This is a genomic window from Stenotrophomonas sp. AC248 (assembly GCF_979258185.1).
In genome coordinates, this window is sequence record NZ_OZ409840.1 from 3,353,719 (window position 1) to 3,377,540 (window position 23,822).

At 67.3% G+C, this 23,822-nt stretch carries 30 protein-coding genes and 1 tRNA gene; 7 read left to right on the top strand and 24 right to left on the bottom strand.

Annotation, left to right across the window (positions count from 1 at the left end; translation table 11 throughout):
* The first annotated feature begins 83 nt into the window (after positions 1-83).
* The 3 genes from ACZ0AE_RS15165 (at position 84) to ACZ0AE_RS15175 (ending at position 1,488) form a co-directional block, all read left to right on the top strand.
* The gene (locus tag ACZ0AE_RS15165) at positions 84-230 is read left to right on the top strand and encodes a hypothetical protein (protein ID WP_463601505.1); all 147 of its coding nucleotides are present in this window, start codon (positions 84-86) and stop codon (positions 228-230) included.
* Between the two features lie 75 nt (positions 231-305).
* Complete coding sequence (locus ACZ0AE_RS15170; RefSeq protein ID WP_038686749.1) at positions 306-707, top strand: response regulator; 402 nt, start codon at positions 306-308, stop codon at positions 705-707.
* Between the two features lie 115 nt (positions 708-822).
* Complete coding sequence (locus tag ACZ0AE_RS15175) at positions 823-1,488, top strand: DUF3011 domain-containing protein (RefSeq protein ID WP_463601506.1); 666 nt, start codon at positions 823-825, stop codon at positions 1,486-1,488.
* A 10-nt stretch (positions 1,489-1,498) separates the two neighbouring features.
* On the opposite strand, the gene ACZ0AE_RS15180 is transcribed toward ACZ0AE_RS15175, so the two are convergent.
* On the bottom strand, positions 1,499-2,167 hold the full coding sequence (locus tag ACZ0AE_RS15180) for an MliC family protein (protein WP_463601507.1): 669 nt from the start codon (positions 2,165-2,167) through the stop codon (positions 1,499-1,501).
* Positions 2,168-2,392: 225 nt separating this feature from the next.
* On the opposite strand from ACZ0AE_RS15180, the gene ACZ0AE_RS15185 reads away from it, so the two are divergent.
* Positions 2,393-2,548, top strand: a complete 156-nt coding sequence (locus ACZ0AE_RS15185) for a hypothetical protein (RefSeq protein ID WP_185753461.1) — start codon at positions 2,393-2,395, stop codon at positions 2,546-2,548.
* Positions 2,549-2,631: 83 nt separating this feature from the next.
* Here ACZ0AE_RS15185 and ACZ0AE_RS15190 read toward each other — a convergent pair whose 3' ends face one another.
* Positions 2,632-3,108, bottom strand: coding sequence for a ferritin family protein (locus ACZ0AE_RS15190; protein ID WP_463601508.1), 477 nt, complete (start codon positions 3,106-3,108; stop codon positions 2,632-2,634).
* Positions 3,109-3,287: 179 nt separating this feature from the next.
* Between ACZ0AE_RS15190 and ACZ0AE_RS15195 the strand changes: the two genes are divergently transcribed.
* Positions 3,288-4,766: a S41 family peptidase gene (locus ACZ0AE_RS15195; RefSeq protein ID WP_463601509.1), complete on the top strand. Its 1,479-nt coding sequence runs from the start codon at positions 3,288-3,290 to the stop codon at positions 4,764-4,766.
* 10 nt (positions 4,767-4,776) lie between these two features.
* Here ACZ0AE_RS15195 and ACZ0AE_RS15200 read toward each other — a convergent pair whose 3' ends face one another.
* The 3 genes from ACZ0AE_RS15200 to ACZ0AE_RS15210 form a co-directional block, all read right to left on the bottom strand.
* Positions 4,777-5,667, bottom strand: a complete 891-nt coding sequence (locus ACZ0AE_RS15200) for an NAD-dependent epimerase/dehydratase family protein (protein ID WP_463601510.1) — start codon at positions 5,665-5,667, stop codon at positions 4,777-4,779.
* Between the two features lie 123 nt (positions 5,668-5,790).
* On the bottom strand, positions 5,791-6,315 hold the full coding sequence (locus ACZ0AE_RS15205; RefSeq protein WP_463601511.1) for a hypothetical protein: 525 nt from the start codon (positions 6,313-6,315) through the stop codon (positions 5,791-5,793).
* Positions 6,312-7,586, bottom strand: coding sequence for a PAAR domain-containing protein (locus tag ACZ0AE_RS15210; RefSeq protein WP_463601512.1), 1,275 nt, complete (start codon positions 7,584-7,586; stop codon positions 6,312-6,314). Before ACZ0AE_RS15210 ends, ACZ0AE_RS15205 begins: the two co-directional genes overlap by 4 nt.
* A 272-nt stretch (positions 7,587-7,858) precedes the next feature.
* On the opposite strand from ACZ0AE_RS15210, the gene ACZ0AE_RS15215 reads away from it, so the two are divergent.
* Positions 7,859-8,518 carry a DUF6058 family natural product biosynthesis protein gene (locus tag ACZ0AE_RS15215; RefSeq protein ID WP_463601513.1) on the top strand — a complete coding sequence of 220 codons (660 nt, stop codon included), beginning with the start codon at positions 7,859-7,861 and terminating at the stop codon, positions 8,516-8,518.
* Between the two features lie 58 nt (positions 8,519-8,576).
* On the top strand, positions 8,577-8,900 hold the full coding sequence (locus ACZ0AE_RS15220; RefSeq protein WP_463601514.1) for a hypothetical protein: 324 nt from the start codon (positions 8,577-8,579) through the stop codon (positions 8,898-8,900).
* A 140-nt stretch (positions 8,901-9,040) separates the two neighbouring features.
* On the opposite strand, the gene ACZ0AE_RS15225 is transcribed toward ACZ0AE_RS15220, so the two are convergent.
* The 19 genes from ACZ0AE_RS15225 to ACZ0AE_RS15315 all read right to left on the bottom strand — a co-directional run bounded on the left by ACZ0AE_RS15225 (position 9,041) and on the right by ACZ0AE_RS15315 (position 23,787).
* Positions 9,041-9,116: transfer RNA gene (locus ACZ0AE_RS15225), tRNA-Lys, on the bottom strand.
* Positions 9,117-9,190: 74 nt separating this feature from the next.
* The gene (gene queC / locus ACZ0AE_RS15230; RefSeq protein ID WP_038686732.1) at positions 9,191-9,856 is read right to left on the bottom strand and encodes a 7-cyano-7-deazaguanine synthase QueC; all 666 of its coding nucleotides are present in this window, start codon (positions 9,854-9,856) and stop codon (positions 9,191-9,193) included.
* A gap of 108 nt (positions 9,857-9,964) precedes the next feature.
* Positions 9,965-10,663 (bottom strand): 7-carboxy-7-deazaguanine synthase QueE, encoded by a 699-nt coding sequence (queE, locus tag ACZ0AE_RS15235; protein WP_038686731.1) that lies wholly within the window; start codon positions 10,661-10,663, stop codon positions 9,965-9,967.
* A 135-nt stretch (positions 10,664-10,798) separates the two neighbouring features.
* On the bottom strand, positions 10,799-11,608 hold the full coding sequence (gene ybgF / locus ACZ0AE_RS15240; protein WP_038686729.1) for a tol-pal system protein YbgF: 810 nt from the start codon (positions 11,606-11,608) through the stop codon (positions 10,799-10,801).
* A 3-nt stretch (positions 11,609-11,611) separates the two neighbouring features.
* Positions 11,612-12,130 carry a peptidoglycan-associated lipoprotein Pal gene (gene pal, locus ACZ0AE_RS15245; protein ID WP_038686727.1) on the bottom strand — a complete coding sequence of 173 codons (519 nt, stop codon included), beginning with the start codon at positions 12,128-12,130 and terminating at the stop codon, positions 11,612-11,614.
* Positions 12,131-12,195: 65 nt separating this feature from the next.
* The gene (gene tolB, locus ACZ0AE_RS15250) at positions 12,196-13,515 is read right to left on the bottom strand and encodes a Tol-Pal system beta propeller repeat protein TolB (protein WP_463601515.1); all 1,320 of its coding nucleotides are present in this window, start codon (positions 13,513-13,515) and stop codon (positions 12,196-12,198) included.
* A gap of 211 nt (positions 13,516-13,726) precedes the next feature.
* The gene (locus tag ACZ0AE_RS15255; RefSeq protein ID WP_463601516.1) at positions 13,727-14,041 is read right to left on the bottom strand and encodes a hypothetical protein; all 315 of its coding nucleotides are present in this window, start codon (positions 14,039-14,041) and stop codon (positions 13,727-13,729) included.
* 43 nt (positions 14,042-14,084) lie between these two features.
* Positions 14,085-15,143: a cell envelope integrity protein TolA gene (gene tolA, locus ACZ0AE_RS15260; protein ID WP_038686721.1), complete on the bottom strand. Its 1,059-nt coding sequence runs from the start codon at positions 15,141-15,143 to the stop codon at positions 14,085-14,087.
* The gene (tolR, locus tag ACZ0AE_RS15265) at positions 15,133-15,561 is read right to left on the bottom strand and encodes a protein TolR (RefSeq protein WP_463601517.1); all 429 of its coding nucleotides are present in this window, start codon (positions 15,559-15,561) and stop codon (positions 15,133-15,135) included. The genes tolA and tolR overlap by 11 nt, the downstream gene beginning before the upstream one ends.
* 24 nt (positions 15,562-15,585) lie before the next feature.
* Positions 15,586-16,365, bottom strand: coding sequence for a protein TolQ (gene tolQ / locus ACZ0AE_RS15270; RefSeq protein ID WP_038686716.1), 780 nt, complete (start codon positions 16,363-16,365; stop codon positions 15,586-15,588).
* 10 nt (positions 16,366-16,375) lie between these two features.
* A complete protein-coding gene (ybgC, locus tag ACZ0AE_RS15275; RefSeq protein ID WP_141057541.1) occupies positions 16,376-16,807 on the bottom strand; it encodes a tol-pal system-associated acyl-CoA thioesterase in 432 nt (143 codons plus the stop codon).
* Entirely contained in the window at positions 16,797-17,837 is a 1,041-nt protein-coding gene (gene ruvB / locus ACZ0AE_RS15280) for a Holliday junction branch migration DNA helicase RuvB (protein ID WP_038686712.1), read from the bottom strand. The genes ybgC and ruvB overlap by 11 nt, the downstream gene beginning before the upstream one ends.
* A 255-nt stretch (positions 17,838-18,092) precedes the next feature.
* Positions 18,093-20,012: a potassium transporter Kup gene (locus ACZ0AE_RS15285; protein WP_038686710.1), complete on the bottom strand. Its 1,920-nt coding sequence runs from the start codon at positions 20,010-20,012 to the stop codon at positions 18,093-18,095.
* Between the two features lie 49 nt (positions 20,013-20,061).
* Complete coding sequence (ruvA, locus tag ACZ0AE_RS15290) at positions 20,062-20,652, bottom strand: Holliday junction branch migration protein RuvA (protein ID WP_038686709.1); 591 nt, start codon at positions 20,650-20,652, stop codon at positions 20,062-20,064.
* Positions 20,653-20,662: 10 nt separating this feature from the next.
* A complete protein-coding gene (gene ruvC / locus ACZ0AE_RS15295; protein ID WP_038686707.1) occupies positions 20,663-21,184 on the bottom strand; it encodes a crossover junction endodeoxyribonuclease RuvC in 522 nt (173 codons plus the stop codon).
* 129 nt (positions 21,185-21,313) lie between these two features.
* A complete protein-coding gene (locus ACZ0AE_RS15300; RefSeq protein WP_038686704.1) occupies positions 21,314-22,045 on the bottom strand; it encodes a YebC/PmpR family DNA-binding transcriptional regulator in 732 nt (243 codons plus the stop codon).
* A gap of 93 nt (positions 22,046-22,138) precedes the next feature.
* Positions 22,139-22,771: an esterase/lipase family protein gene (locus ACZ0AE_RS15305; RefSeq protein ID WP_448134238.1), complete on the bottom strand. Its 633-nt coding sequence runs from the start codon at positions 22,769-22,771 to the stop codon at positions 22,139-22,141.
* Positions 22,772-22,897: 126 nt separating this feature from the next.
* Positions 22,898-23,422 (bottom strand): GNAT family N-acetyltransferase, encoded by a 525-nt coding sequence (locus ACZ0AE_RS15310; protein WP_448134239.1) that lies wholly within the window; start codon positions 23,420-23,422, stop codon positions 22,898-22,900.
* 20 nt (positions 23,423-23,442) lie between these two features.
* A complete protein-coding gene (locus ACZ0AE_RS15315) occupies positions 23,443-23,787 on the bottom strand; it encodes a DNA primase (RefSeq protein ID WP_463601518.1) in 345 nt (114 codons plus the stop codon).
* Between the last annotated feature and the right edge of the window lie 35 nt (positions 23,788-23,822).

The following is a 23,822-nucleotide window of genomic DNA, read 5'->3' on the forward strand; positions in this document are numbered from 1 at the left end:
ACTCTACCCTGCCGCGCCTGAGCGCCGCGCAACGTGCGCATGACCGGGGTCCCCCCAGACCTATGCCCCACGACTCACTGAACATGGCCTGGAACGTCATGCAGGTCAGCGAAACCACGGCGATCGGCTGGCAGGGCAACAGCCTGCGGCTGTCCGCCGCGCTGCTGGCGGTACTGGGCCTGCTGGCACTGCGACGCTGGCGGCAGCGCGCGGAATGCCGCCGCGCCTGACGTGCACGATCCCCTCACCCGGTGCCGCCGCATACTTGCGCGCCATTCCGAACCACTGCCAGGGAACATTGCGTCATGTTGCTGTCCAAGCGCCACGTTGCACCGCGCGTGCTGTTGATCGAAGACACCGAAGAAACCCGCGAACTCAGCCGCATGGTGCTGGAAAGCCAGGCCTGTGATGTCGCCGCCGTCAGTTCGGCAGAAGCCGCGCTCGGCCTGCTGCAGGCCGGCGAACGGTTCGACCTGGTCTTCACCGATGTGTGCCTGGGCGGGGTGAGCGGCATCGAAGCGGCGCACCGCATCAAGCAGTACCAGCCCAGCCTGCCGGTGCTGGTGACCTCGGGACTGGAACCGTCCGACGTCCTGCCGCAGCTGCGCCCGGGCATCCACTTCCTGCCCAAGCCGTATTCGATGAGCGAACTGCTGGACGCCATCCGTGCCTGCTTCCAGCAGCAGGACGTCGGCCAGGCTGCCTGATCGGCGGGTCTTCATCCGGTTTTCATCGGCAACTGTCATCGTCCGGCTCGACAGCCCGCTGTCGCGCCCGCCCGGGCCAGCGGTGCACAGCTTCCCTGCCACCGGAACCGACACCATGCAGATCCGCCTGTTGCTGACCGCTCCGCTGTTGTTTGCCGCGTCGATGGCCGACGCGCGCGCCGATGATGTGGTGACCTGCGAAAGCCGCAACAACCGCTACCAGTCGTGCACGCTGCCCCGCGCCGGCTACGTCAGCTTGGAGCGCACCTTGTCCGGAGCCGAGTGCCGTCAAGGCCGAAACTGGGATTACGACCGCCGCCAGGTGTGGGTGGATGACGGGTGCCGCGCCACCTTCCGCGTACACGACGGCGGTTCGCACGACGGCGACGACCATGGCGACAACCACGATGCCAAAGTGGCCGCCGGTGTGCTGATCGGCGCGGCCATCCTTGGCGCGCTGGTGCACAACGCCAACAAGCAGGACGACCGCTACGACGACGACTCCTACCAGGGGCCGCGCCACAGCTCCTATGTGCCGGGCTGGATGGTGGGCGAGTTCGAAGGCTACAACCCCATCTACGGCGCCGACATCCGCATGCGCATCGACAGCGACGGGCGCATGCCTGCCCAGGCCCGCGGGCAGAACCTGAGCGGGTGGGTCAACGGCGGCCAGCTCAACGTGGGCAGCAGCGTGTTCGACATCAACCAGAGCCGGGACGGCTTTGTCACCACCGAGGTGGGCGACCGCCAGAACGAAGTGCGCTACCGCCGGGTGCGGTAGCGCACCGGGTTCAACCGCCGGCCTTGCAGCTCAGCGTGGTGCCGTAGAAGTCCAGCGTTGCCTCGCCCTGGTGTTCCCAGAACTCCACGCCTTCGCGGGTGTAGCGGCTGCCGCTTGCGGCCTGGGCCGGGAACACGATCGCCTGGTCCTTGCCCAGGCTGACCACCGCGGCCTGCGGGTCCAGTTCGTTGTAGAACACCACGCTGACCGGCTTGCTGGCGTCATCGCATTGGTAGTGCACCGGGGTGGGCGCCGGCATGCCGCCACTGCCGATGTTCAGTTCGACAATGCGGGTCTGGTAGGACTCGATCAGGCACCGGTGCCGGTCGACCGCCTGCCAGCAGGCGTCACGGCCTTTGACCCAGCCCCGTTGCTCGGCGGCGATATCCAGTTCATCCGGGCTGGTCTGCACGCGCTTGTAGAGCGCGGCCAGCTGACGGTCGAGCGCGGCCAGGCGGGCGTCACCGCAGACCAGTTTCTCCGACTCGGACTGCGCCTTTGCGCAATCAAACGACGGCGGCTGCAACGTGGCATCGGTCGCGGCGGCCGGCGCGCTTGGTGTCGGCGCAGGCGTAGCGGCGGCGGGCGGTTGCGCCGGCGCGGCGGTATCGGACGGGGCCGGTTTGGAACAGGCCGCGAGCGCAAGCGCCCCCACCCCCAGCAGGACGAATCGGTTCATGGCACCTCCAACAACAGTCAGCAAAAGACGCGCTATTGTGCGCCCGCCGCCGCGTGTTGGGTGTGCACAAACAGATCGATCGTGGACATGAACGCGACACCGCGCATGAACGCCAGGCAATGCTCACGGCCACCCTGACCCTACCCTCATGCGAGTGCGACCGCTGCGTAACAGCACCCGGTCCAGTGTGGATCGCACGACATCACGTCGTCCTGGAGTACCGCAATGTCCACCATGCAGAACAACGAAAACAACGTCCAGAAAAATGCCGCCGCGCAGACCGACCAGCAGAAGGAGCAGGAGCGCAAGGACACGTTGGCCAAGCAGCAGAAGCAGCAACAGGACAACAAAGACGCCCCGAAGAACCCGCAGCAGAAGTAACCGCGGCGCACATAGTGGGGCTGCGCGCTGCGCGCAGCCTCATGCTGCCGGTGGCGCTTCCCGGCACCTTCTGGTGAGCAGCGCTACACCTGGCGCGCGCGAAGACCGTTCAGCCGACCATGCAGTTGCTGCCAGTCGTGCTGCGCATGACGCTCCATCTCTTCCAGCACCTGCCGTGCATCACCCGGCAGTGTTTGGTCGTGCAACGCAGCCTGCAGGACGCTGATCAGCCGGGCCCGTGACGCCTGCCCCTGGCTGACGTACTGAATGCCGGCATCCCCCAGCACCGTCCCCAACCAGCCGAAGCCTGCGCGCACGCCACCGAGCACGGTGCCATGCCGTGCGGGGCGCCCGCCGGCCTGACGCACGTGCCTGCCAAGCGTATCGATGATGGCCGCGCTTGAGCCGGCCATGCGCATCATCACCGCGCACAGCGGAGCATCGTCGCCCTGCGTCCGGGCCACGGCACGGGCATGCAGGGCGTGGCCGTCGTGCGCCACCGCGATGATGCGGTTGAGCAGGCGGATGTAGTGTTGGCGGCTCACGGTGTGCGTCGACATCACACGGCTCCGCTGGAGTACGGCCCCAGCTTTTCCATCGCCTCCAACCTGCGCCCGGCAGTGGAACGGCAATGTGAGGCCAATGTTATGCCACGCCCCTGCGCGCTTTCGCCACCGGGCCGGGTTGGCTAGGATCGGGGTTCGCAGGCGCAGGCAGCGCCTTGGCAGGGAGCAATGCGATGTCGGCAGGACACACACCGAAAGCAGGGGCGCTGATGGCCATGGCGCTGTCGATGGCGTTTGCCAGCCACGCCGCCCCCGGCATTGATCGCGATGCCTGGCGCGGCGATCTGGCGGTACTGAAGCAGACCCTGCAGGACGACTATGCGCACCTGGCGTGGGTGGCCTCCGCGCAGAGCGGCGTGGACCTGCCCGCGCTCGAACGCGATGCGCAGCATGCCATCACCACCGCCAGCAGCGATGCGCAGGCGGAACAGGCGCTGCGCACGTTCCTGGCCGGGTTTCACGATGGCCACCTGAAACTGCTGGACCGGCAGGCAGCCGGCACGTCCTCCCCTGCCCCTGCCGCGGTGGACCCGCGCACGCTGGATGCGTCCACCGGCTGCGCGGCGCTGGGCGTGCTGGACGAAGGCCGGCACGACTACAGCGTGCCACTGCAGGCCTTGCCCGGCTACCACGCCACAGCCCGTGGGGCTGACCCGGCGCTGCGCAGCGGCGTGATCGCGCTGGCCGATGGCCACCGCCTGGGTCTGCTGCGCCTGCACGAATTCGACGCGCTGCGTTACCCCGGCCTGTGCCACCGCCTGTGGGGTCAACTGCGGCATGCCGACGCGGTGAACGACATGCGGTCCACGTTGAATGACGCGTGGGTGGCCGAGATCGCCGCCACGCTGCGGCGCTTCCAGCAGCAGGGCGTGGATGCGGTGCTGGTGGATGTGGGCACCAACCCGGGCGGCGACGACAGCGGCGACACGCTCACGCGCCTGTTCACTGGCGCGCCGGTGCAGTCGGCGCCACTGTGGGTCAGCCAGTCGGCGGCCGGCCGCGACTACCTGCAGGAGCAGTACGAGCGCATCGACGATGCCCTGCGCCACCATCATCCCGACGCCACCGCACGGCCGCTGCTGGTCCAGCAGCGCGACCGCTTCGCCGCGTCCCTGCGCGCCACGCAGTCGCCGCCCTGCGACATGACGTGGGTGTGGCAGTCGCCGCGCGACTGGCAGGCGCTGCCCTGTCGGCACCTGGTCGCCGCCGGCAGTTCGGGCGGTCCCCTTGCCACCCCGGCAGTGGACGCGATCCCCGATTTCCTGATTGCCCACCGCCTGGACTGGGCGCAGGACCTGCGCCGACACTGGGCCGCCTGGCAGGGGCCGGTGTATGTGCTTACCGATGCGAAGACCGCCTCTTCGGCAGAAATGTTCGCCGCACGTCTGCAGGACAACAGCATCGCACGCGTGGTCGGTAGCACCACCGGCGGCTATGGCTGCGGCTTCATGAGCCCGCCGCCACCGCGCACCTTGCCGCACGCGCAGCTGCGCATGCGCATCCCGAACTGCGTGCGCCTGCGTGCCGATGGCAGCGACGAAGTGGCCGGCATTACGCCGGACCTGCCCATCGACATGCGCGCCAATGAATCGGCCCGCGCCCGCGCGCAGCGGGTGCTGGATGCGGTGGGCGTGGACCTGGCCCGGCACTGACCCGCGGCGGTCAGTCCACCGTGCAGTCTGCGTCGCGCATCGGATGCGGCAGCACTTCGATGGAGTGCTCGGCCAACTGCGCCAGCACCGCTTCCGGCCCGCGCTGGCTGCGCCAGCCCAGGCCGATGCTGGCCGCAGTGGCGTCGTGGATGCGGTCGATCACCGGCAGCGCCCAGCCGCGGCGGTCGTACTCGGCCAGCCACTGCGGGCAGCGCCGCGCCAGCACCGCGCGCGGGTCACTGACCAGCCGTTCGCAGTCTTCCGGGCCAAACGGCGTGGCGCCGCTGGCGATATAGCGCTGGAACATCGGCCCGGTGTTACGCAGGGCCGCCGCATGCGCATCGGCCACATCGCGCACGTCGATGCCACGGTGCAGGCGATACAGCAGCATGCGCTGGGCGGTTTCAGGGAAGCACCGCGACATCCGGATCACCCGCACCTGGAACGCGGGGCTGGCGGCCTCCTCCAGCCAGTGCTCGGCCGCCAGTTTTGACCGGTGGTAGACCGTGCGCGGTTGCGGCGGGGTGCGCTCGTCGATCCACGTGCAGCGGCCGGGCACGATCGCATGGCCGTACAGCGCGGTGGTGCTGGTGAACACGAAGCGCGACACCCCGGCATCGCGGGCCAGCATCGCCAGGGTGCGGGTGCCTTCGACATTGATGCGATGGAATTCGGTGTCGGGCATCAGCCCCACGTGCGGGGCGTGCAGCGCTGCGCAGTGGATCACGGCATCCACGCCCACCAGCGCCGTGCGCAGCGTGCGCATATCAGTGATATCGGCCACGTGCCGGGTGGTGTTGAAGGGGCTGCGGTCAACCCCGACCACCTCGTGCCGTGCGGACAGCGCGCCGAAGATCGCGCGCCCCACCCGGCCTGAACTTCCTGTCAGGAGAATCTTCACTGTGTGGCACTTGGTCAGCGCCCGGGAGCTACCGGGATGGTTTGATTGTAGCCAGAGTCGACGCCCGGGCGTCCACGGCTGCTGCCGGCCAGCCGTCGGAATCGTTGCGACCTGTGCACGCGCTCAGCGCCCGGCCTGGCCTACCGGCTGTGCAGTGGACCCGCAGGTGTCCCAACGCAGCGCGCCGTCCTTTCCCTGCTGGACCGCGTTGATCTTCGGTGCGCCGCCTGCGTCAACTACGCAGAAGTAGCCGTTGAACCAGCGCGACTGAGGCGGCCCGCGCTGTGCCGGTGCACTGCCCCACATTTCCACCTGGTACCGCTTGCCAGGCTGCAGGCGCGGCGGTGGCGACGTACCACCGTCGCCGTAACGCAGGCATTGATCCGGGGCGAGCGTGGGTTCGGCCTGGCCATCCCGCAGAAAATCACGTTCCCAGATCGCCGCGCCGCCCGAGCCGACCTCCATCACCGACACCCCAGTTATCTTCGCAGGCGCATCGCCCGTGCGGATTGCCGGCACGCCAAAACAGGGCACGCCCTGCTGTTCCTTGACCAGCGCCTGCTGATACCGGCCGGCGGGCGAGGCGCAGCTTGCCAGGCCCGGCACCAGCACACCGATCAACAGCAGGGAAACATGCAAACGGCTCATTGCGTCGTCCTGGGCAGGTTGTTTTTGTCACTGCGCGCGGCAAGGAAGGGCTGCAGGGTGCGCTCGAGCTGCGCACCGATATCGGGCACGGTACGGTAACGCACATTATTCATGCGTGACTGGGAACCGCGGAAGGCCACCAGAAAATAGTCGGCCAGCATGTCGCCCTGCGCTTCCATGTTGTAGTCGGGGAACAAGCGGATCTCATCCAGCACGTAGTCGTAACTCATGTTGGGACGCGGCGCGCGGACCAGTTTGACGTTGTAACCGAGCTGGTATTGCCAGACATGCGTCATTTCATGGATGAAGAACTGCTGGAAGCTGACGCTGTCGGTCGAATAGTCGTCCTTGTAGATACCCTTGGGGAAATACATCTCCCCGTTGGGTGTCACCGCGGTGTCCTTGTTCTGGAACCCGAAGAACATCCAGTAGCCGTGGTTGTGGACCTTCACCTGGGCGTAGTCGACCGCATCGCCAAAGACCAGGCGGGCCATGTCGATCTCCCCCGGCGTCAGGCCGCGCTCGTGGCCGGGCGCGGTAACCGGGGCGATCGACGTGCCCAGTGCCTCCGATGTGGTCACCACGCCGTCGACGTCGAAAACCTCCACGTCTTCGGCGTCGTCCGGCGCCACGCGCGCGCAGCAACCGACCGGCTGTGCGGGCGCGCGCAGTTCCGCGCGCACGATGGTCTGGCTCTGCTCTGTCGAGACGCGCGTGGTTTCTCCTTGGGCATCGGTGGTTCCAGACACCGTGCGGCCATCGGCCAGGTGCAGGGTGTAAGGCACCTCGGCCAACGGCGTACCCCCTTTGCCAACGAAGCGGATTGCCTGATCGAACGTCGCCGCCGAGGCCAACACCGCTTTCAGGACACCTGCTGCGCCAGCCGCCGCACTGCCCGCCCCGGCGGCGGCAGCGGTGCCTGCGCCAGCGGCGGCGGCGCCTCCCGCGGCCGCACCACTTTCAGCGAAGACGTTGGCCTGCTGGCCAGACAGTACGCGACACCCACAGGCCAACGCGCAACCGTGCAAGGCCACGGGCTGTCCATCCACCAGGATCGTGATGTCCCCATCGACGATAGGGAAAATACCCTTGTGCAGCTTCGGGCAAGTGGCCTTGTCGCCTATCCGCGCAACGCCCATTCCCATGATGTCGGTTTCGTTCGATGCCGTGATGACCTGCCCGCCACTGCTGGTGGGGTCTCCCATCACAATCCAGTTCCGTGCCATGGCGCCATCCTTGGATTCGTCAGAGTAAATGGAGCGAATAATCATCTACTGCTTTATCACGCCGATTGAACACCAAACCGCGCGCTTGATCACAAAACCGACTATACATAATCCCCGTGGAAGACGAAGGATGGTCCGGCCGTGGCGGTAAACGGGCTCCGGCCACCCCCACGAAAGCGTGCCGTGCGGCGCTCAGCGACACGCCATGGATACGCGTTGCCCGCCGATGCGGCAGGGGGCAGACGGCGGGTGCCCTCCGTGCGCGCGCGTGTTGGGCTACCGTCCGTACGCTGCAACTTTTTCCTGATGGAGATCCCATGCTGCTGGATGCGTACCTGCGCGATTACTTTGTCGACAGATCCACCTGCGCAGCGCTGGCAGGCATCACCGTGCAGCGTCTGGATGCGCTGATTGCGGCCGAGGCCATTCCCGCGCCGACGTACCGCTGTAACGCGGGGACGATCCACTCCGCCGCGTTCGGATCGATCGACACCGATTCGCGGGTATCCGGTGCGTTCTTCCGCCCCGAGTGCACACGCTGGGTCCGCATCGCCGCAGACGCCGCCGCAGGCGAGGAGCGCGCGGCAGTGGTCTCGACGTTGGCGGGCGAACTGGCGGCGCATCTGCGCACCTGCGGCGACGACGCGCACCGGGTGGACGCAAAGGTAGCAGCGCTGCTTCCCCACTTTTTCAACGGCACATTCGGCCTGTGCGTCGCCGATCCGTCCAGTGGCAGGGGCATTGTGCGAAAAGAGCTGCTGCAGGAAACCCTGGTTGCGTTGACCTGCAACGGAAGCGACCCCGCCCCGCACGGCATCACCGCTGGCGAGCTGCTGACGTTGATCGATGATTACGCCGACTCCGCCATGCCCTTCTCGCCTGCCGAGTACGCGCGCAGCAGCAGGAAGCGGCTGGTGGAAGACCTGCGTCCACGCGTGCTCAGCGCCCATCAGGCTACCCAGGAAGGCGCGGCATAGAGTTGCGGGGGCGCGACGTGCTCCCAGCGGGATGCATCACAGCAGCAAGGAGATGGAGATGTCAGCGGAGTTCGTGCTGTCGTTTGAAGACAAGGGGTGGTATGCGTCCCATCGTGACGAGGTGAAGCAGCAGATCACCCAGCTTGAGACGTTTTCCCGCTGTGTGGGCGCGCACGAATTCCGGCTGGTAGGCACGGAGCCGAGGGGCGCGGATGCGTGGTGCCACGACGTACGCGTGTTCCTGGAAGAGGGACGCGTGTTTCTTGAGATCAGCGCTCACCCGACCAGCATCGAAGCGGATCTTGCGCGGCTGTTTGGCTGGGTTCGCACCTGCACCGGGATGTCGGTGGACGATGAGGATGGCGAGCCATCTGGCTGGTAGCGGGGATGAGCTGCGCTGCGGTAGCGGCGGCACGCTTTGGATCCCTGACCGGGCCGTCGCGCGGCGGTACTGCCGAGCGGGCAGTGATGGCCCCAGGCCACAAAAAAGGCGCCCGATGGGCGCCTGATTCGTTGCTGCAATGGTGGGCCGTGATGGATTCGAACCATCGACCAAAAGATTAAAAGTCTTCTGCTCTACCAACTGAGCTAACGGCCCATTGCATGCCCCGGCATCGCTGCCGGGGGTGCGCATTCTAACCCACAAGGCGCTCAGGCGAAACCACTTATCGCTCAGGCGTAACGGGTCGGGTCGGCCACGCCGGCATCGGTGAAGCCCTGCGCGCGCAGGCGGCAGGCATCGCAATGGCCGCAGGCCGCGCCGGTGTCGTCGGCGTTGTAGCAGGACACGGTCAGGCCGAAGTCCACGCCCAGGCGCACGCCTTCACGCACGATGTCGGCCTTGCTCAGGAACTGCAGCGGCGCGTGCACCTGGATGCCCGCGCCTTCGACGCCGGCCTTGGTGGCCAGGTTGGCCAGGGCCTGGAAGGCGGCGATGAACTCGGGGCGGCAATCGGGGTAGCCGGAATAGTCCACGGCGTTGACGCCGCAGAAGATATCGCTGGCGCCCAGCACTTCGGCCCAGCCCAGCGCGACCGACAGCATGATGGTATTGCGCGCCGGCACGTAGGTGACCGGAATGCCCTCACCGCCCGCCTCGGGTACGTCGATGTCATCGGTCAGGGCCGAGCCGCCGATGCTGCGCAGGTCCACGTTGACGGTCTTGTGTGCCACCACGCCCAGCGCCTGGGCAACCGCGGCGGCCGCATCCAGTTCAGAGGTGTGGCGCTGGCCATAGCGCACGCTGAGCGCATGCACGGCGAAACCCTGTTCCTGGGCGATGGCGATGACGGCGGCGGAGTCCATGCCGCCGGACAGGAGGACGACTGCTTTTTTCATGAGGGGGTGTTTCCGGTGGGTTGCGGGAGCCAGCACGCTGTCCCGCGCCGGGATGAAAACTGGAAAATGAGGCGTGGCGAGCGGGCGTCGCGCGCTCGATAGCCGACCTCAGCGGCCGGGTTCGTCGTTCCAGAGCAGCTTGTGCAGCTGCATCTGGAAGCGCACCGGCAGGCGGTCTTCGACGATCCAGTCGGCCAGCTGGCGCGGGCTCACCTGGTCCTTGCTGGGCGAAAACAGCACCATGCTGCGTTCGTTGAGGCGGTGCTCGGCGACCATGCCGCGTGCCCACTCGTAGTCCTCGCGGCTGCACAGCACGAACTTGATCTGGTCGCGGCGGGTCAGCAACGGCAGGTTCTCCAGCCGGTTGCGGGCCAGTTCGCCGGAGCCGGGGGTCTTCAGGTCCACCACGCGCGATACGCGCGGGTCAACCGCGCTGACGTCCAGCGCGCCGGAGGTTTCCAGCGACACGTCCAGGCCTGCGTCGCACAGCTTCTCCAGCAGCACCAGGCAACGCTTCTGCGCCAGCGGCTCGCCGCCGGTCACGCAGACGTGGTGCACGCCCTGGGCCAGCACCTCGGCCACGATCGCATCGATGTCCCACCAGGTGCCGCCATGGAAGGCGTAGGCGGTGTCGCAATAGGTGCAGCGCAGGGGGCAGCCGGTCAGGCGCACGAACACGGTCGGCCAGCCGGCGGTATCGGCTTCACCCTGCAGCGAGGTGAAGATCTCGGTGATCTTCAGGCGCGGGAGGGGTGACTGCACGATCTCGCTGGGGAGCGCGGCGGCGGCGGACAGGGAAACGGTCATGGCGGTGATTCTTGGGAATGCGGCATCGGAAACGACAACAGCCGGACGTGCCCGGCGGTTCATGCAGCCGGGCAGAGCCCGGCTCTACGAGGGATCATTATAGCGGGGCGGCCTTGACGGTGCCCGGACGGCGGTTCAGCGGATCTGCTGGCCCAGCCGGATCGACTGCAGGCGGTCCTGCGCGGTGCGCGCGGCATCGCTGCCGGGATAGGTGGACACCACCTGTTCCAGGGTGGCCTGGGCCTGGTCGACCTTGCCTTCGCCATACTGCGAGAGGCCGATCTTGAGCAGGCCGCCCGACGCCTTGTCGTGGGTCGGGTAGCGCGAGATGAGGTCGCGGAACTGCGCCTCAGCCAGCGGGAAATTTCGGGTGGCGTAGTAACTCTCGCCCAGCCAGTACAGCGCATTGGGGGCGTAGACGCCGTTGGGGTACAACTCAAGGAAGCTCAGGAACAGCTGCGCCGAGTCGTCGTACTTGCCGGCCTTGAGCGAATTGAAGGCGACGTTGTAGGCAGTACGCTCGTCACCATTGGCAGCCAGGCTGCCGGCATCGCCATGCACGGAGGGCGGCCGCTCGGAAGCGGCCGTTGCCGGTTTCGGTGCTGCAGCGGCGGGCGCAGGTGCGCTCGCAGCGGGTGCGGCAGGCAGCAGCGGGGCGCCACCTTCCAGTCGGTTCAAGCGGCTGTCCAGGTCCAGGTACTGGTCCTTGGCGGTCTGCTTCAGCTGCTCGTTGTCATGCTGCAACTGCTCCACCTGCGACTGCAGGGCCTGCACCTGGGTGCGAAGCTGGGTGAGCTGGTTGAGCATGTCCATGTTGGACTGGTTGTTCTGGGCCTGCTGCTCAAGCGCGCCAACGCGGTCGGCCAGGCTCTGGCGCTGCGCATTGGCCGGTGCGGCAGCCACGAGGGCTGCCGCAACGATCATCGATAGAAATCGAAAGCGCATCTATTACTGAGCCGTGTACACGATCTCGACGCGACGGTTCTGCGACCAGCAGGACTCGCCCGACTCGGTGCAGACCGGACGCTCTTCGCCGTAGGACACGACGGTCAGCTGCGAAGCCGAGCCACCGTTGGCCTGCAGAGCCGAGTTGACGCCGTTGCCACGACGCTCGCCCAGGGCCTGGTTGTACGCGCGCGAACCACGCTCGTCGGTGTGGCCCTGCAGGGTGATGCGCGAGGACGGACGGTCACGCAGGTACTTGGCGTGGCAGGCCATGATGGCCTGGAATTCCGGCTTCACTTCTTCCTTGTCCAGGTCGAAGTACACCACGCGCTGGCGCAGGCAGGAATCGGTGTCCAGGTCGCCCGGGCCGTACAGGCCGGAGGTCGACGGGCCGCTCGGGGTGGTGGTCGAGGAGCCGGTGTCAACCGGGGCTGCCGGCTGTTCCTTCACCTTCTTGGAGCAACCGGCCAGGGCGGCCACGGACAACAGGGAGACAAGCAGAACGCGGGTGGTCTTGTTCATGGCGATACCTTTGAGGCTCCTAAAGCCGGATGTGGGATGAATACGGTGGAAATCTTAACACTCTGTTAGCGCTTTGTACGGTAAGGCGACCAAGAAGGCTCACGGACGTCACCGTCGGCCAACACCAGCCGCTGGCGCACGCGCGCATCGGCCGAGACGGCGTACAACACGCCGCGCCCACCCTCACGGGCGGCGTACAGCACCATGCTCGCGTTGGGCGCAAAGCTCGGCGATTCATCCAGCGACCCCGGGGACAGCGTGCTCCAGCGCGCCGAACCCAGGCTGCTGTCCATCATCGCGATCTTGTAGGTATTGCCGCTGCCCTGGGCCACCACCAGCTTCTTGCCGTCGAAGGACAGGCTGGGCGTGGCGTTGTAGTTGCCTTGGAAGGTCACACGCGAGGCGCTGCCGCCACTGGAGGGCACCTGGTAGATCTGCGGGCGGCCGCCACGGTCGGAGGTGAAGTAGACGTTGGAGCCGTCGGCGCTCCAGGTCGGCTCGGTGTCGATGGCGAAGTGGTTGGTCAGCTGGGTCAGCTGCTTGCTGCCCAGGTCCATCACGTAGATCTCCGGGTTGCCGCTGCGCGACAGCGACAGGGCCAGGCGGCGGCCGTCCGGGGAGAACGACGGGGCGCTGTTGATGCCGCGGAAGCTGGTGACCAGTTCGCGGGCGCCGGTGGAGATGTTCTGGATGTAGATGGCGGAATTGCCCCGCTCGAAGCTGACGTACGCCAGGCGGTTGCCATCCGGGCTCCACGACGGCGACAGCAGCGGCTCGGCCGAGCGCACGATGGTCTGCGGGTTGAAGCCGTCCGAATCGGCCACCATCAGCGCATAGCGCATGGCATCGCCCTTGCCGCTGGCGGTGACATAGGCGATACGGGTCCAGAAGGCGCCGCGGACGCCGGTGATCTTTTCGTAGATGGCGTCGGCCATCTGGTGGGCAACGTCGCGCATGGCATTGCCACGGGCGGTCATCGCCAGGCCCAGCAGGCGCTCGCCCTTGGGCACGTCATACAGTTCGTATTCGACCCGGTAGGCGCCGGCACCGGCGTCCATGACCCGGCCCACCACGATGTAGTTCTGCTTCAGCGCGCGCCAGGTGGCGAACTGGATCTCGCTGCCCCGGGTCGGCTTTTCCACGATCTGCGCTTCCGGCAGGGTGCGGAACTGGCCCGAACGCTCCAGGTCGGCGCGCACCACGGCGGCGACGTCGGTCTGCGGTGCACCCGCCGAGCCCTGGTAGGGCATCGGGACCACGGTGATCGGGGTTGCGGACGAATTGCCGCCGATGATGTCGATATCCAGCCCCTTCTGCTGCGCCAAGGCAGCAAAGGGCAACAACAGGGCCGCAACAACGGCAAGCCAACGAGGCATTTTCTTCATGGACCACTCAAGGGAAGGAAAACCGGAACGAGGGATAGCAGGACGGCGGTGAACCGTTTCGCAATCATGAACCAAAGGGACGTGAAAGCAGAGTCACCGCGGTACAAAACTCACATTGCATTAACGATTGGCATCCCTGCCAGCGCCCCTGCAGGATCAGGGCGAGGTAAAACCGATGTTGAGGCTGCGGTCGAACACGGCCTCGAAACCTTTATAAGGCAGCGGCTGGGCGCGCAATACCGCCCGCTCCAGCGCCGCCTTGCCGGCCGCATCGAACTGGCAGGCCGCATCCAGCTTGACGCTGACGATCGTTCCGCCCGGCAGTTGGGTAATGGCCGACCCGGCAGTGCTGGCCCGATGCCATCGACGCCGGGGGCAACCAGGACGCGATGATCCGGTCCCGGATCGCCACCGCATAGGCGGTGCGCAGGCTGACCTGGCCCGGCACCGGCGCGGCATGGGCCAGCGCCGGCAGCAGCAGGGGCAGCAACAGGGCCATGGCCATCCGGGGAAGCATCGTCATCATGCGGCGCTCTGCGCAGGCAGGGCCCAAGGCCAACGGCCCGGGCTCAGTCCTGCGCGGTGAAGGTGAAGTTGATGGTGCGCTGGAAGACCGTCTCGAAGCCCCGGTACGGCAGCGGCTGGGCATTGAGCACGGCGGCCTCGATCGAGCGGCGGCCGGCCTCGTCGAACGGGCAGTCCGGGCTGACCTTGGCGCTGTTCACGGTGCCACCGGGCAGCTGCTGGATGACGATCTTGCAGCGCTGGCCGAACGGCACGTTGTCCGGGCGGGTCCACGAGGCCAGCACCTTCTGCTGGATCGCGGCGGCGTACTTGGCCTGCAGGTCGTCGCTGGTGCCGCCCGCGCCGGCCGCCGGCTTGGCGACGCCGGTCGCGCCGGTGGTGGCCGCGGTGCCGCTGGCCGCGCGCGCCGCTGCGACCTGGCGCAGCTTCTGCTCGGCCAGCTTGGCTTCCTTCTCGGCCTGCTCGCGCTTGCGCCGGATCTCGGCGATTTTCTGCTGGCGCTCGGCTTCGGCCTTGGTGTCGTTGGCCTTCTGCTGCTGGTCGGCCAGCTTCTTCTTCTCGGCCTCTTCCTGCTGCTTGGCCAGGCGCAGCTTCTGCTCGGCCTGCTCCTGGCGCTGGCGCTCGGTCAGGTCGATCTGTTCCTGGCGGCGCTTGGCTTCCTGCTCCTGCTTGGCCTTCTCGGCCGAGATCGCCAGCGCGTTGACCGCGTCCTGGTCGATCTTGTCGGGCTGGGCCACGCGCTCCTGTGCCTGTTGCTGCTGCGGGGTGGGCGCGTCCTGCGGGCGCGGCTCCTCGATCGGCTGCGGCGGCGGCACGGTGTCTTCGGGAATGGGCTCGGGCTGGGCGACCGGTTCGGGCAGGTCGGGCAGCTTTTCCGAGGCACGCAGCGCCTGGCGCGCGGCGGCGGCCTCAGACGCGGACAACTGCAGGCTGGCCTCGATCGCCGGGTCGCCGGCGGCGGCTTCGGTGGTGCGTTGCGGCGACCACAGCCAGGCGCCGATGAACACCAGCGCGAGCAGCAGGTGCACGCCAAGCGCCAGCGCGATCGGCAGACCCCACTTTTCTTCCGGCTGGCGCTGCGGTGGCAGGGCTTCAGCGTGCATCGGTCGCCAGGCCCACCTTTTCCACGTTGGCGCGCTTGATCACGTCCATCGCCGCGACCACCTTTTCATAGGCCACGGCCTTGTCGGCGGCCACGATGACGCGCAGGTTCTTGTCCTGTGCGGCCAACGCGCCCAGCTGCGCCTGCAGCTGGTCGGGGTCCATCGGGGCCGGTTCCTTGGCGTCGGGCAGCTTCAGGCTGAGCTGGCCGTCCAGGCGCACCGACACGATCACCGGGTCCTGCTTGCTTTCCAGGGCCTTGGCCTGGGAGCTGGGCAGGTCGACTTCAAAGCTCAGCGTCAGCAGCGGCGCGGTGACCATGAAGATGATCAGCAGCACCAGCATGACGTCGATGTACGGCACGACGTTGATTTCGGATTTGAGCTTGCGGCGCTTGCGGCGGCCGATGGCAGCAGTCATGGCAGGGTCCTTGGTGCGGGGCGCTTACTCGTCGCCGGCGCTCTGGCGCTGCAGGATCGAGCTGAACTCTTCTGCGAAGGTTTCAAAACGGACCGACATGCGCTCCACGCGGGTGGTGAAGCGGTTGTAGGCCCACACCGCCGGGATGGCCACGAACAGGCCGATGGCGGTGGCGAACAGGGCTTCGGAGATGCCCGGGGCCACCGAGGCGATACCGGCCTGCTCACCGCTGTTGATCATGTCGTGCATGGTCACCATGATGCCGAACACGGTGCCGACCAGGCCCACGTACGGGGCGGTCGAACCGATGTTGGCCAGCAGCTCCAGGCTGCGCTCCATCTGGTCCACTTCGCGGGTGTAGGTGGTGCGCATGGCGCGCTGGGCACCTTCCAGCTGCGCGCGACCGTCCAGCCGGCGCTTGTCGCGCAGGCGGGTGAACTCGCGGAAGCCGGCTTCGAAGATCGCTTCCAGGCCGCCCACCTTGCGGTTGCGGTCCGTGGCCGAGCTGTACAGCTTGCCCAGGTCGGCGCCGGACCAGAAGCGGCTTTCGAACTCGTCGGCTTCGCGGTTGGCGGCGTTGAACACGCGCGCCTTGCGGAAGATGATCACCCAGCTGATGAACGACCCGGCCAGCAGCAGCAGCACGATGATCTTCACCGGCAGGCTGGCCTTGACCATCAGGTCCAGGTAATTGATGCCACCGCCATGCGCGGCCTGCGCAACCGTCTGCGCCGCAGCACTGGTCACTTCCTGCGGCAGCGCCTCGGTCACCGTGGCCTGCAGGGCCAGGAGCATTGCGATCATCCGTTGTTCCTCACTGTGCGGATACTTGAAGTTCGTAGGGTTTCAACGCGGCAAGGAGGACATCGTCCATGCCGCGCGGTTTGAAAGTGGAGGCATCCAATGCCGCGATCCTGACCTGGGCGGTCAGCAGCGTTTCATCGCCGCGACACACGCGCTGGTCGAACACCATGCTGGCGCGCTTGCACTGCACCAGCGTGGCGGTCACCTCCAGCGCATCGTCCAGCCGCGCCGGCTTGAGGAAGTCCATGGTCATCGCGCGGACCGCGAATACCAGGCCATGGTCGGTGCGCGTGCGCTCCTGGCCAAAGCCCAATGCCCGCATCCATTCGGTCCGTGCCCGCTCCATGAAGGCCACGTAGCGTGCGTGGTAGACCACGCCGCCAGCGTCGGTATCTTCCCAGTAAATGCGTGTCGGCCAACTGAACCGGGGCTCAATTTCCATCAATGGCCTCGGCAAACAGATCGGCCGGCGGGTTTTTCGGCTTCAGCCCCATGTGCCGGTAGGCCTTGTGGGTGCACATGCGGCCGCGCGCGGTGCGGATCAGGAAGCCCTGCTGGATCAGGTAGGGCTCGACCACGTCTTCCAGCGTGCCGCGTTCTTCGGACAGGGCGGCAGCCAGCGACTCGATGCCCACCGGGCCGCCGTCGAAGTAGTCGACCATGGTCCGCAGCATGCGCCGGTCCAGCTCGTCGAAGCCTTCCGGGTCCACCTTGAGCATCTGCATGGCCGCCTGCGCCACGTCCTGGTCGATATGCCCGGCGGCCTTGACCTGGGCGTAATCGCGCACGCGGCGCAGCAGGCGGTTGGCGATACGCGGGGTGCCGCGCGAGCGCCGCGCGATTTCGGCCGCGCCTTCGGCGGTGCAGTCGATGTTGAGGATGGCGGCCGAGCGACGGACGATCTTGGTCAGCTCTTCCGGGGTGTAGAACTCCAGCCGGTGCACGATGCCGAAGCGGTCGCGCAGCGGCGCGGTCAGCAGCCCGGCGCGGGTGGTGGCCCCGATCAGGGTGAACGGCGGCAGGTCGATCTTGATCGAGCGGGCCGCCGGGCCCTCGCCGATCATGATGTCGATCTGGAAATCTTCCATCGCCGGGTACAGCACCTCCTCGACCACGGGCGAGAGGCGGTGGATTTCGTCGATGAACAGCACGTCGTGCGGCTGCAGGTTGGTCAGCAGCGCGGCCAGGTCGCCGGCCTTTTCGATCACCGGGCCGGAGGTGACCCGCAGGGCCACGCCCAGCTCATTGGCGATCACGTGGCTCAGGGTGGTCTTGCCCAGCCCGGGCGGGCCGAAGATCAGCACATGGTCGAGCGCGTCGCCACGGGCCTTGGTCGCCTCGATATAGATCGACAGCTGCTCGCGCACCGGCGCCTGGCCCAGGTAGTCGGCCATGCGCTTGGGGCGGATGCTGGCGTCGGTGCCCTCGTCTTCACGGGTGGCACCGGCACCGATGATGCGGTCGTCTGTCATGCGGCAATTATGCGGCAAAAGGGGCGCGATCCGCGCCCCGGTAGTGCCGGCCGCTGGCCGGCTCCACGCGCTCCACGCTCGAGGTAGTGCCGGCCGCTGGCCGGCTCCACGCAATGCAGGGGTCATGGGGAGCCGGCCAGCGGCCGGCACTACCGGGAACGCGCGGAGGGGCACGCCGAAGGCGCGGGGATCAGGTGGAATGCCCCGGGGCCCACGGTTTGCGTAGCAAAGCGTGGGGCGTAGCGCAGGTGGAGATTAAATCTCCACCTGCGCCCCAAGCTCCACGAGCCGGTTGCCCGGAATCCGGAAGAACCCGGTCGCCGGGGCGGCGTTGCGGTGCATCAGCGCGAACAGCTTGTCGCGCCAGATCGGCATGCCCCGGTTGGCGGTGGCCACGATGGTCTCGCGGCTGGCGAAGAAGGTGGTGTCCATCGGGTCGAAATAGATCCCGCCGTGGTCGCACGAGCGCATCAGCGCCAGCGGCACGTCCGGGGTTTCCATGAAGCCGAAGCGCACGTAGATGCGGTAGAACTCATCGCCTACCGACTCGATCTTCAGGCGCTGCCCCTCCGGCGCGTACGGCACCGGCAGGGTCACCACATGCAGGAACACGTTGCGCTCATGCAGCACCTTGTTGTGCTTGAGGTTGTGCATCAGCGCATGCGGGGCCACGGTGGGGTCGGCGGTGAGGAACACCGCGGTGCCCGGCACCCGTACCGGCGGGGCCAGCATCAGCCCGGGCAGGAAGGTGTCGATGCGGATGCCGTCCTTGCGGATCTCATCACGCAGCAGCTCGCGGCCACGCCGCCAGGTGCGCATCATGGTGAACAGCACGATGCCCAGTACCACCGGGAACCAGGCGCCCTGCAGCAGCTTGGCGCCGTTGGCGATCACAAAGCCCAGGTCGATGATGAAGAACACCACGCACAGCGGGATGATCCAGTAGCGCGAGGTCGGCCACAGCGCGCGGGCCACCAGCGCCAGCAACAGGGTATCGATCAGCATGGTCGCCGACACCGAGATGCCGTAGGCCACGGCCAGGTTGGACGAGCTGCGGAAGGCCAGCACCAGCCCGATCACCATCACAGCGATGCCCCAGTTGATGCCCGGGATGTAGATCTGGCCGATGGTGTCGTGGGAGGTGTGGGTGATGCGCATGCGCGGGATGTAGCCCAGCTGCATGGCCTGGCGCGAGACCGAGAAGGCGCCGGTGATCACCGACTGCGAGGCGATCACCGCGGCCATGGTCGCCAGGATGATCATCGGGTACAGCGCCCAGTCGGGCACGGCCTCGAAGAACGGGTTCTTCACCGCTTCGGGGTTGTTGAGCACCAGCGCGCCCTGCCCCAGGTAGTTCAGCACCAGGCACGGCAGCACGAAGAAGTACCACGCATGGCGGATCGGCTTGGCACCGAAGTGGCCCATGTCGGCGTACAGCGCCTCGCCACCGGTGACCGCCAGGACCACCGCGCCCAGGATGAAGATGCCGTGCCAGCCGTGCTCCATGAAGAAGCGCAGCGCCCACATCGGGTTGAAGGCCTTGAGCACTTCCGGCGCGTCGACGATGTTCCAGATGCCGATCGCGGCCAGCGAGATGAACCAGATCGAGGTGATCGGCCCGAACAGTTTGCCGATCTTCTCGGTGCCAAAGCGCTGCACCGCAAACACCGCCAGCAGCACCACCACCGTGATCGGCACGATGAACGCATGCAGCCCGGGCGCGGCGACCTCCAGGCCTTCGACCGCACCCAGCACCGAGATGGCCGGGGTGATCACCCCGTCGCCGAAGAACAGCGAGGCCCCGAAGATGCCCAGGATGCCCACCACGTAGGCCGAGCGCGAGCCGTGCCGCAGGGTGCGCTGGGTCAGCGCCATCAGCGCCATGATCCCGCCCTCGCCCTCGTTGTCGGCGCGCATGATGATGGTGACGTACTTGAGCGTGACCACGATGTTCAGCGCCCAGAACGCCAGCGACAGCACGCCCAGGACGGTGTCGTGGTCGCTGTTGAGGCCGTAATGCGGCGAGAACGCTTCCTTCAACGTGTACAGCGGGCTGGTGCCGATGTCGCCGAATACCACGCCGATGGCGCCGATCATCAGGGCCATGCCGCCGGCCGCCGGCGCGTGGCCGTGCGCGGCGTGGCCGTTGTCGTGCTGGGTGGAAGAGGTGGACATGGTGCTCCGGGCGGACGCGGTCGGTATCAGGAAGTAGGCAGCGCGCGGGTCAGCGCAGCGCGGCCTGCAGGGCCTTGCGGATGACGGTGGCGACATCGTCGCCCTCGGCGTTGGCATCGCGCGCCATGCGCGCCGCCTCGGCCGGCTTGTAGCCCAGCTGCTGCAGGGCCACGGTGGCCTCGGAGACCGGGTCGGTGGCCGGCGCGGCACCGGCCAGGGGCGCACCGCCCCCGCCGAAGTTGGCCGCGCGGTCGCGCAGCTCCAGCACCATGCGCTCGGCGGTCTTCTTGCCGATGCCGGGAATGCGGGTCAGCGCGGTGATGTCACCGGCCTGCAACATGCGCGCGAACTCGTCCACGCTCACCCCCGACAGCACCGCCAGCGCGATCTTGGCGCCGATCCCGCTGACCTTCTGCACGTCGCGGAACAGGCGGCGCTCGCCCTCGCGCAGGAAGCCATACAGCGACACGCTGTCTTCCTTCTGCGCGTAGTGGGTGAACAGGGTGACCTCGCGGCCCAGCTCGGGCAGGTCGTAGAAGGTGCTCATCGGCGCCTCCAGCTCGTAACCGACGCCGTTGACGTCGATGAGCAGCCACGGCGGCGCCTTGTAGGCCACGATCCCGCGCAGACGACCAATCATGCAGCTTTCCTCATTTGCGGCTCCAGGCCATGCGGGCGTTGACGCCCAGGCGTTGCGCCGTTGCCCGTACGTGGGCGTGGGTGATGGCCACGGCCAACGCATCGGCGGCGTCGGCCTGCAGCTTGGTTTTCAGGTTGAGCATGAGCCCGACCATGTGTTGGACCTGTTGTTTTTCCGCGCCACCGCGGCCGACCACGGCCAGCTTGATTTCGGTGGCCGCGTACTCGCTGACCGGCAGGTCGCGCATGACCACGGCCGAGATGGCCGCGCCGCGGGCCTGGCCCAGCTTCAGGGCCGAGTCGGGGTTGCGCGCCATGAACACTTTTTCGATCGCCACTTCGTCGGGGCGGTATTCCTCGACCAGAGCGTTCAGGCCCAGCACCAGCAGCTTCATGCGCTGCGGGAAATCGTCGGCGCCCAGCAACACCAGCGGCAGGTGGTGCACGTGCACGACCTTGCCGGTGGCATCCACGTCAATGATGCCCACCCCGGTGCGTTGCGAACCGGGGTCGATGCCGAGGATGCGGGTCATGCGGCACGCACGCGGCCGGGCAGGACCCGGAACGGAGCAGTGCGGCGGCGATGGCAGGGAACGGCGGGAGTCGTCATGGTCCGCATTGTCCGCCCACCGGTCGCCAAAGGCGACCGGTAGCGCGTCCGGTCAGGCGTAGGCGTCCGCGCCGAGGTCGGCGTTGGAGAACACGTCCTGCACGTCGTCCAGGTCTTCCAGCATGTCCAGCAGCTTCTTGACCTGCAGGGCGGTGTCGCCTTCGACCTTGATGTCGTTGTCGGCGCGGAAGGTCAGTTCGGCGTGGTCCGGGGTCAGCTTGGCCGCTTCCATGGCGTCCTTGACCGCGTGGTAGCTGTCGGCGGCGGTCAACACGTCGATCGCGCCGTCTTCCGGGTACACCACGATGTCGTCCGCGCCGGCCTCGATGGCCGCCTCGGTGATGGTCTCTTCATCGGCGCCGGCGGCGAAATGCAGCACGCCCACGCGCTTGAACATGAAGGCCACCGAGCCTTCGGTGCCCATGTTGCCGCCGCACTTGCTGAACGCGTGGCGGACATCGGCCACGGTGCGCACGCGGTTGTCGGTCAGGCAGTCCACGATCACGGCCACGCCACCGGGGGCATAGCCCTCGTAGCGGATCTCTTCGTATTCCACGCCTTCCAGTTCGCCGGTGGCCTTTTTGATGGCGCGCTCGATCACGTCCTTGGACATGTTCGAGGCCAGGCCCTTGTCCATGGCAACCCGCAGGCGCGGGTTGTTGTTGGGGTCCCCTCCACCGCCGCGCGCGGCAACGCCGATCTCGCGGATGATCTTGGTGAAAATCTTGCCGCGCTTCGCGTCAGACGCGTTTTTGCGGTTCTCGATCGAGGGACCTCTACCCATGGGTATTACCGTGCTTGCATGAGGAACAGGGCGCGGATTCTACCTGATCGCCCGCCGCGACCGTGTTAGTCGTGGCCGGGGGGCCGCCCGGGCTCAGGCGGCGTGGGCGGCGCGGTCGGGCCGGAAGCGACCATCGCGCAGGAACGCGGCGGTCTGGCGCGCGGCCTCGGGGGAAAACACCAGCCCGCTGTGGCTGGCCGGGACCACGCAATGGTCGGCCAGGCCCGGCAGGTGGGTCTCATCCAGCGCCACGGTGCCGTCGGAGGCCTCGCCGATGGCGCCCAGCAGGCTGCCCAGGCCGTGCGGGACCGAGCCGGCAATCAATCCCACCTGCGCCCTGCCCTCCCAGGCCGGCAGGCCGTCGAGCAGCAGGTCGCTGCTGCGGCCGAGCGCCAGCGACCAGCCATGCTCGGCCAGCGACCGGGCGGTGCCGCTGCCGCGCAACGGCGAACCCAGGCAGACCACCCGCGACACCGGCAGGTCCGGCTGCTGGCGCAATGCCTCCAGCGCCACCAGCCCGCCCAGGCTGTGGCCGACCAGCGACACCGGGCCGCTGCCCTTGAGACGTTCCAGCAGTTGCGGCACCGCCACGTCGGGACCGCCGAAGACGCTGGAATAGCCGAAGGTGTCCACGCTGAAGCCACGCGCGCGCAGCCGCCAGGCCAACGGGCCAACCCACGCGCGGGCATTCCAGATGCCATGAAGCAGTAAAACAGGGGGATTCATGCACTCAGCCTAGCCGGTTGGCTTGGGACCTGCGGGAGAAAACACGGCCATTAGACGAATAGACCGTGCAACGGCGGGTGAAGCCGTTGCGGTCCAGTGCGATGGAGGCGGAAATGGGCCGGGCGCTCAGCGCGCCGGGCCGGCCGGTCGGCGCAGGATGAATTCCAGGTCGCGCACGCTGCCGACCGGGAATTCGTAGCTACCCACCTTGTTGAAGCCGTAGCGGGCATAAAAACGCTGCGCGCCGAAGTTCTCCGACCACACGCCCAACCATAGGGTGTGCGGGCCGTCGCGTTCGAGCCAGTCCAGCGCCGTTTCCAGCAACCGGCTGCCCCAGCCGCAGCTCTGTTCGTCCTTGATCAGGTACAGGCGCTTGAGTTCGCGATCGCCCGGCTGCACGTCCGGGTGCGGCAGGCCACAGGGGCCGGCCGCGGCATGGCCAACCGCCACGCCGTCCCGTTCCAGCAGCCACACCGCGTAGTCCGGGTGGGCCAGGATGGTGTGCTGGCGGTCGACCGCATAGGCCTCGTCGAGGAAATCCTGCAGGTCCTGCGCAGGATAGAGATGGCCGAAGGTTTCCACGAAGGTACGCGTGGCCAGCACCGACAGGGTCGGTGCATCGTCAACGGTGGCGCGGCGGATGGTGTACATGGCGGGCGTCCGGGCAGGCCTCAGGCCTGCGCTCCGTGGGGGGCGTCTTCTTCCTCGTCGCCCTCCTCTTCGTCCTCGTCCTCGTCCTCGTACTCTTCCTCGTCCTCTTCCTCGTCCTCTTCGCCTTCTTCTTCCTCTTCCTCGTCGAGGTCTTCTTCGTCTTCTTCGTAGTCTTCCACGCCGAAGTCCTCGCCATCCCAGCGACCTTCGCCGTCATGCACGAAGGTCAGGGCCATCGCGGCGGGACTGGTACCCACGCGCACCAGCCAGCCACCGAACACGCGTGCGCGTTCGGTTACCAGGGCGGCGTCGGCGCCTTCATTACCCAGCCTTTCCCATTCCAACGAAAACGCGAATTCGCTCATTACAGGATCTCCGGGGTTTGGTGGGGCTTGCCGGG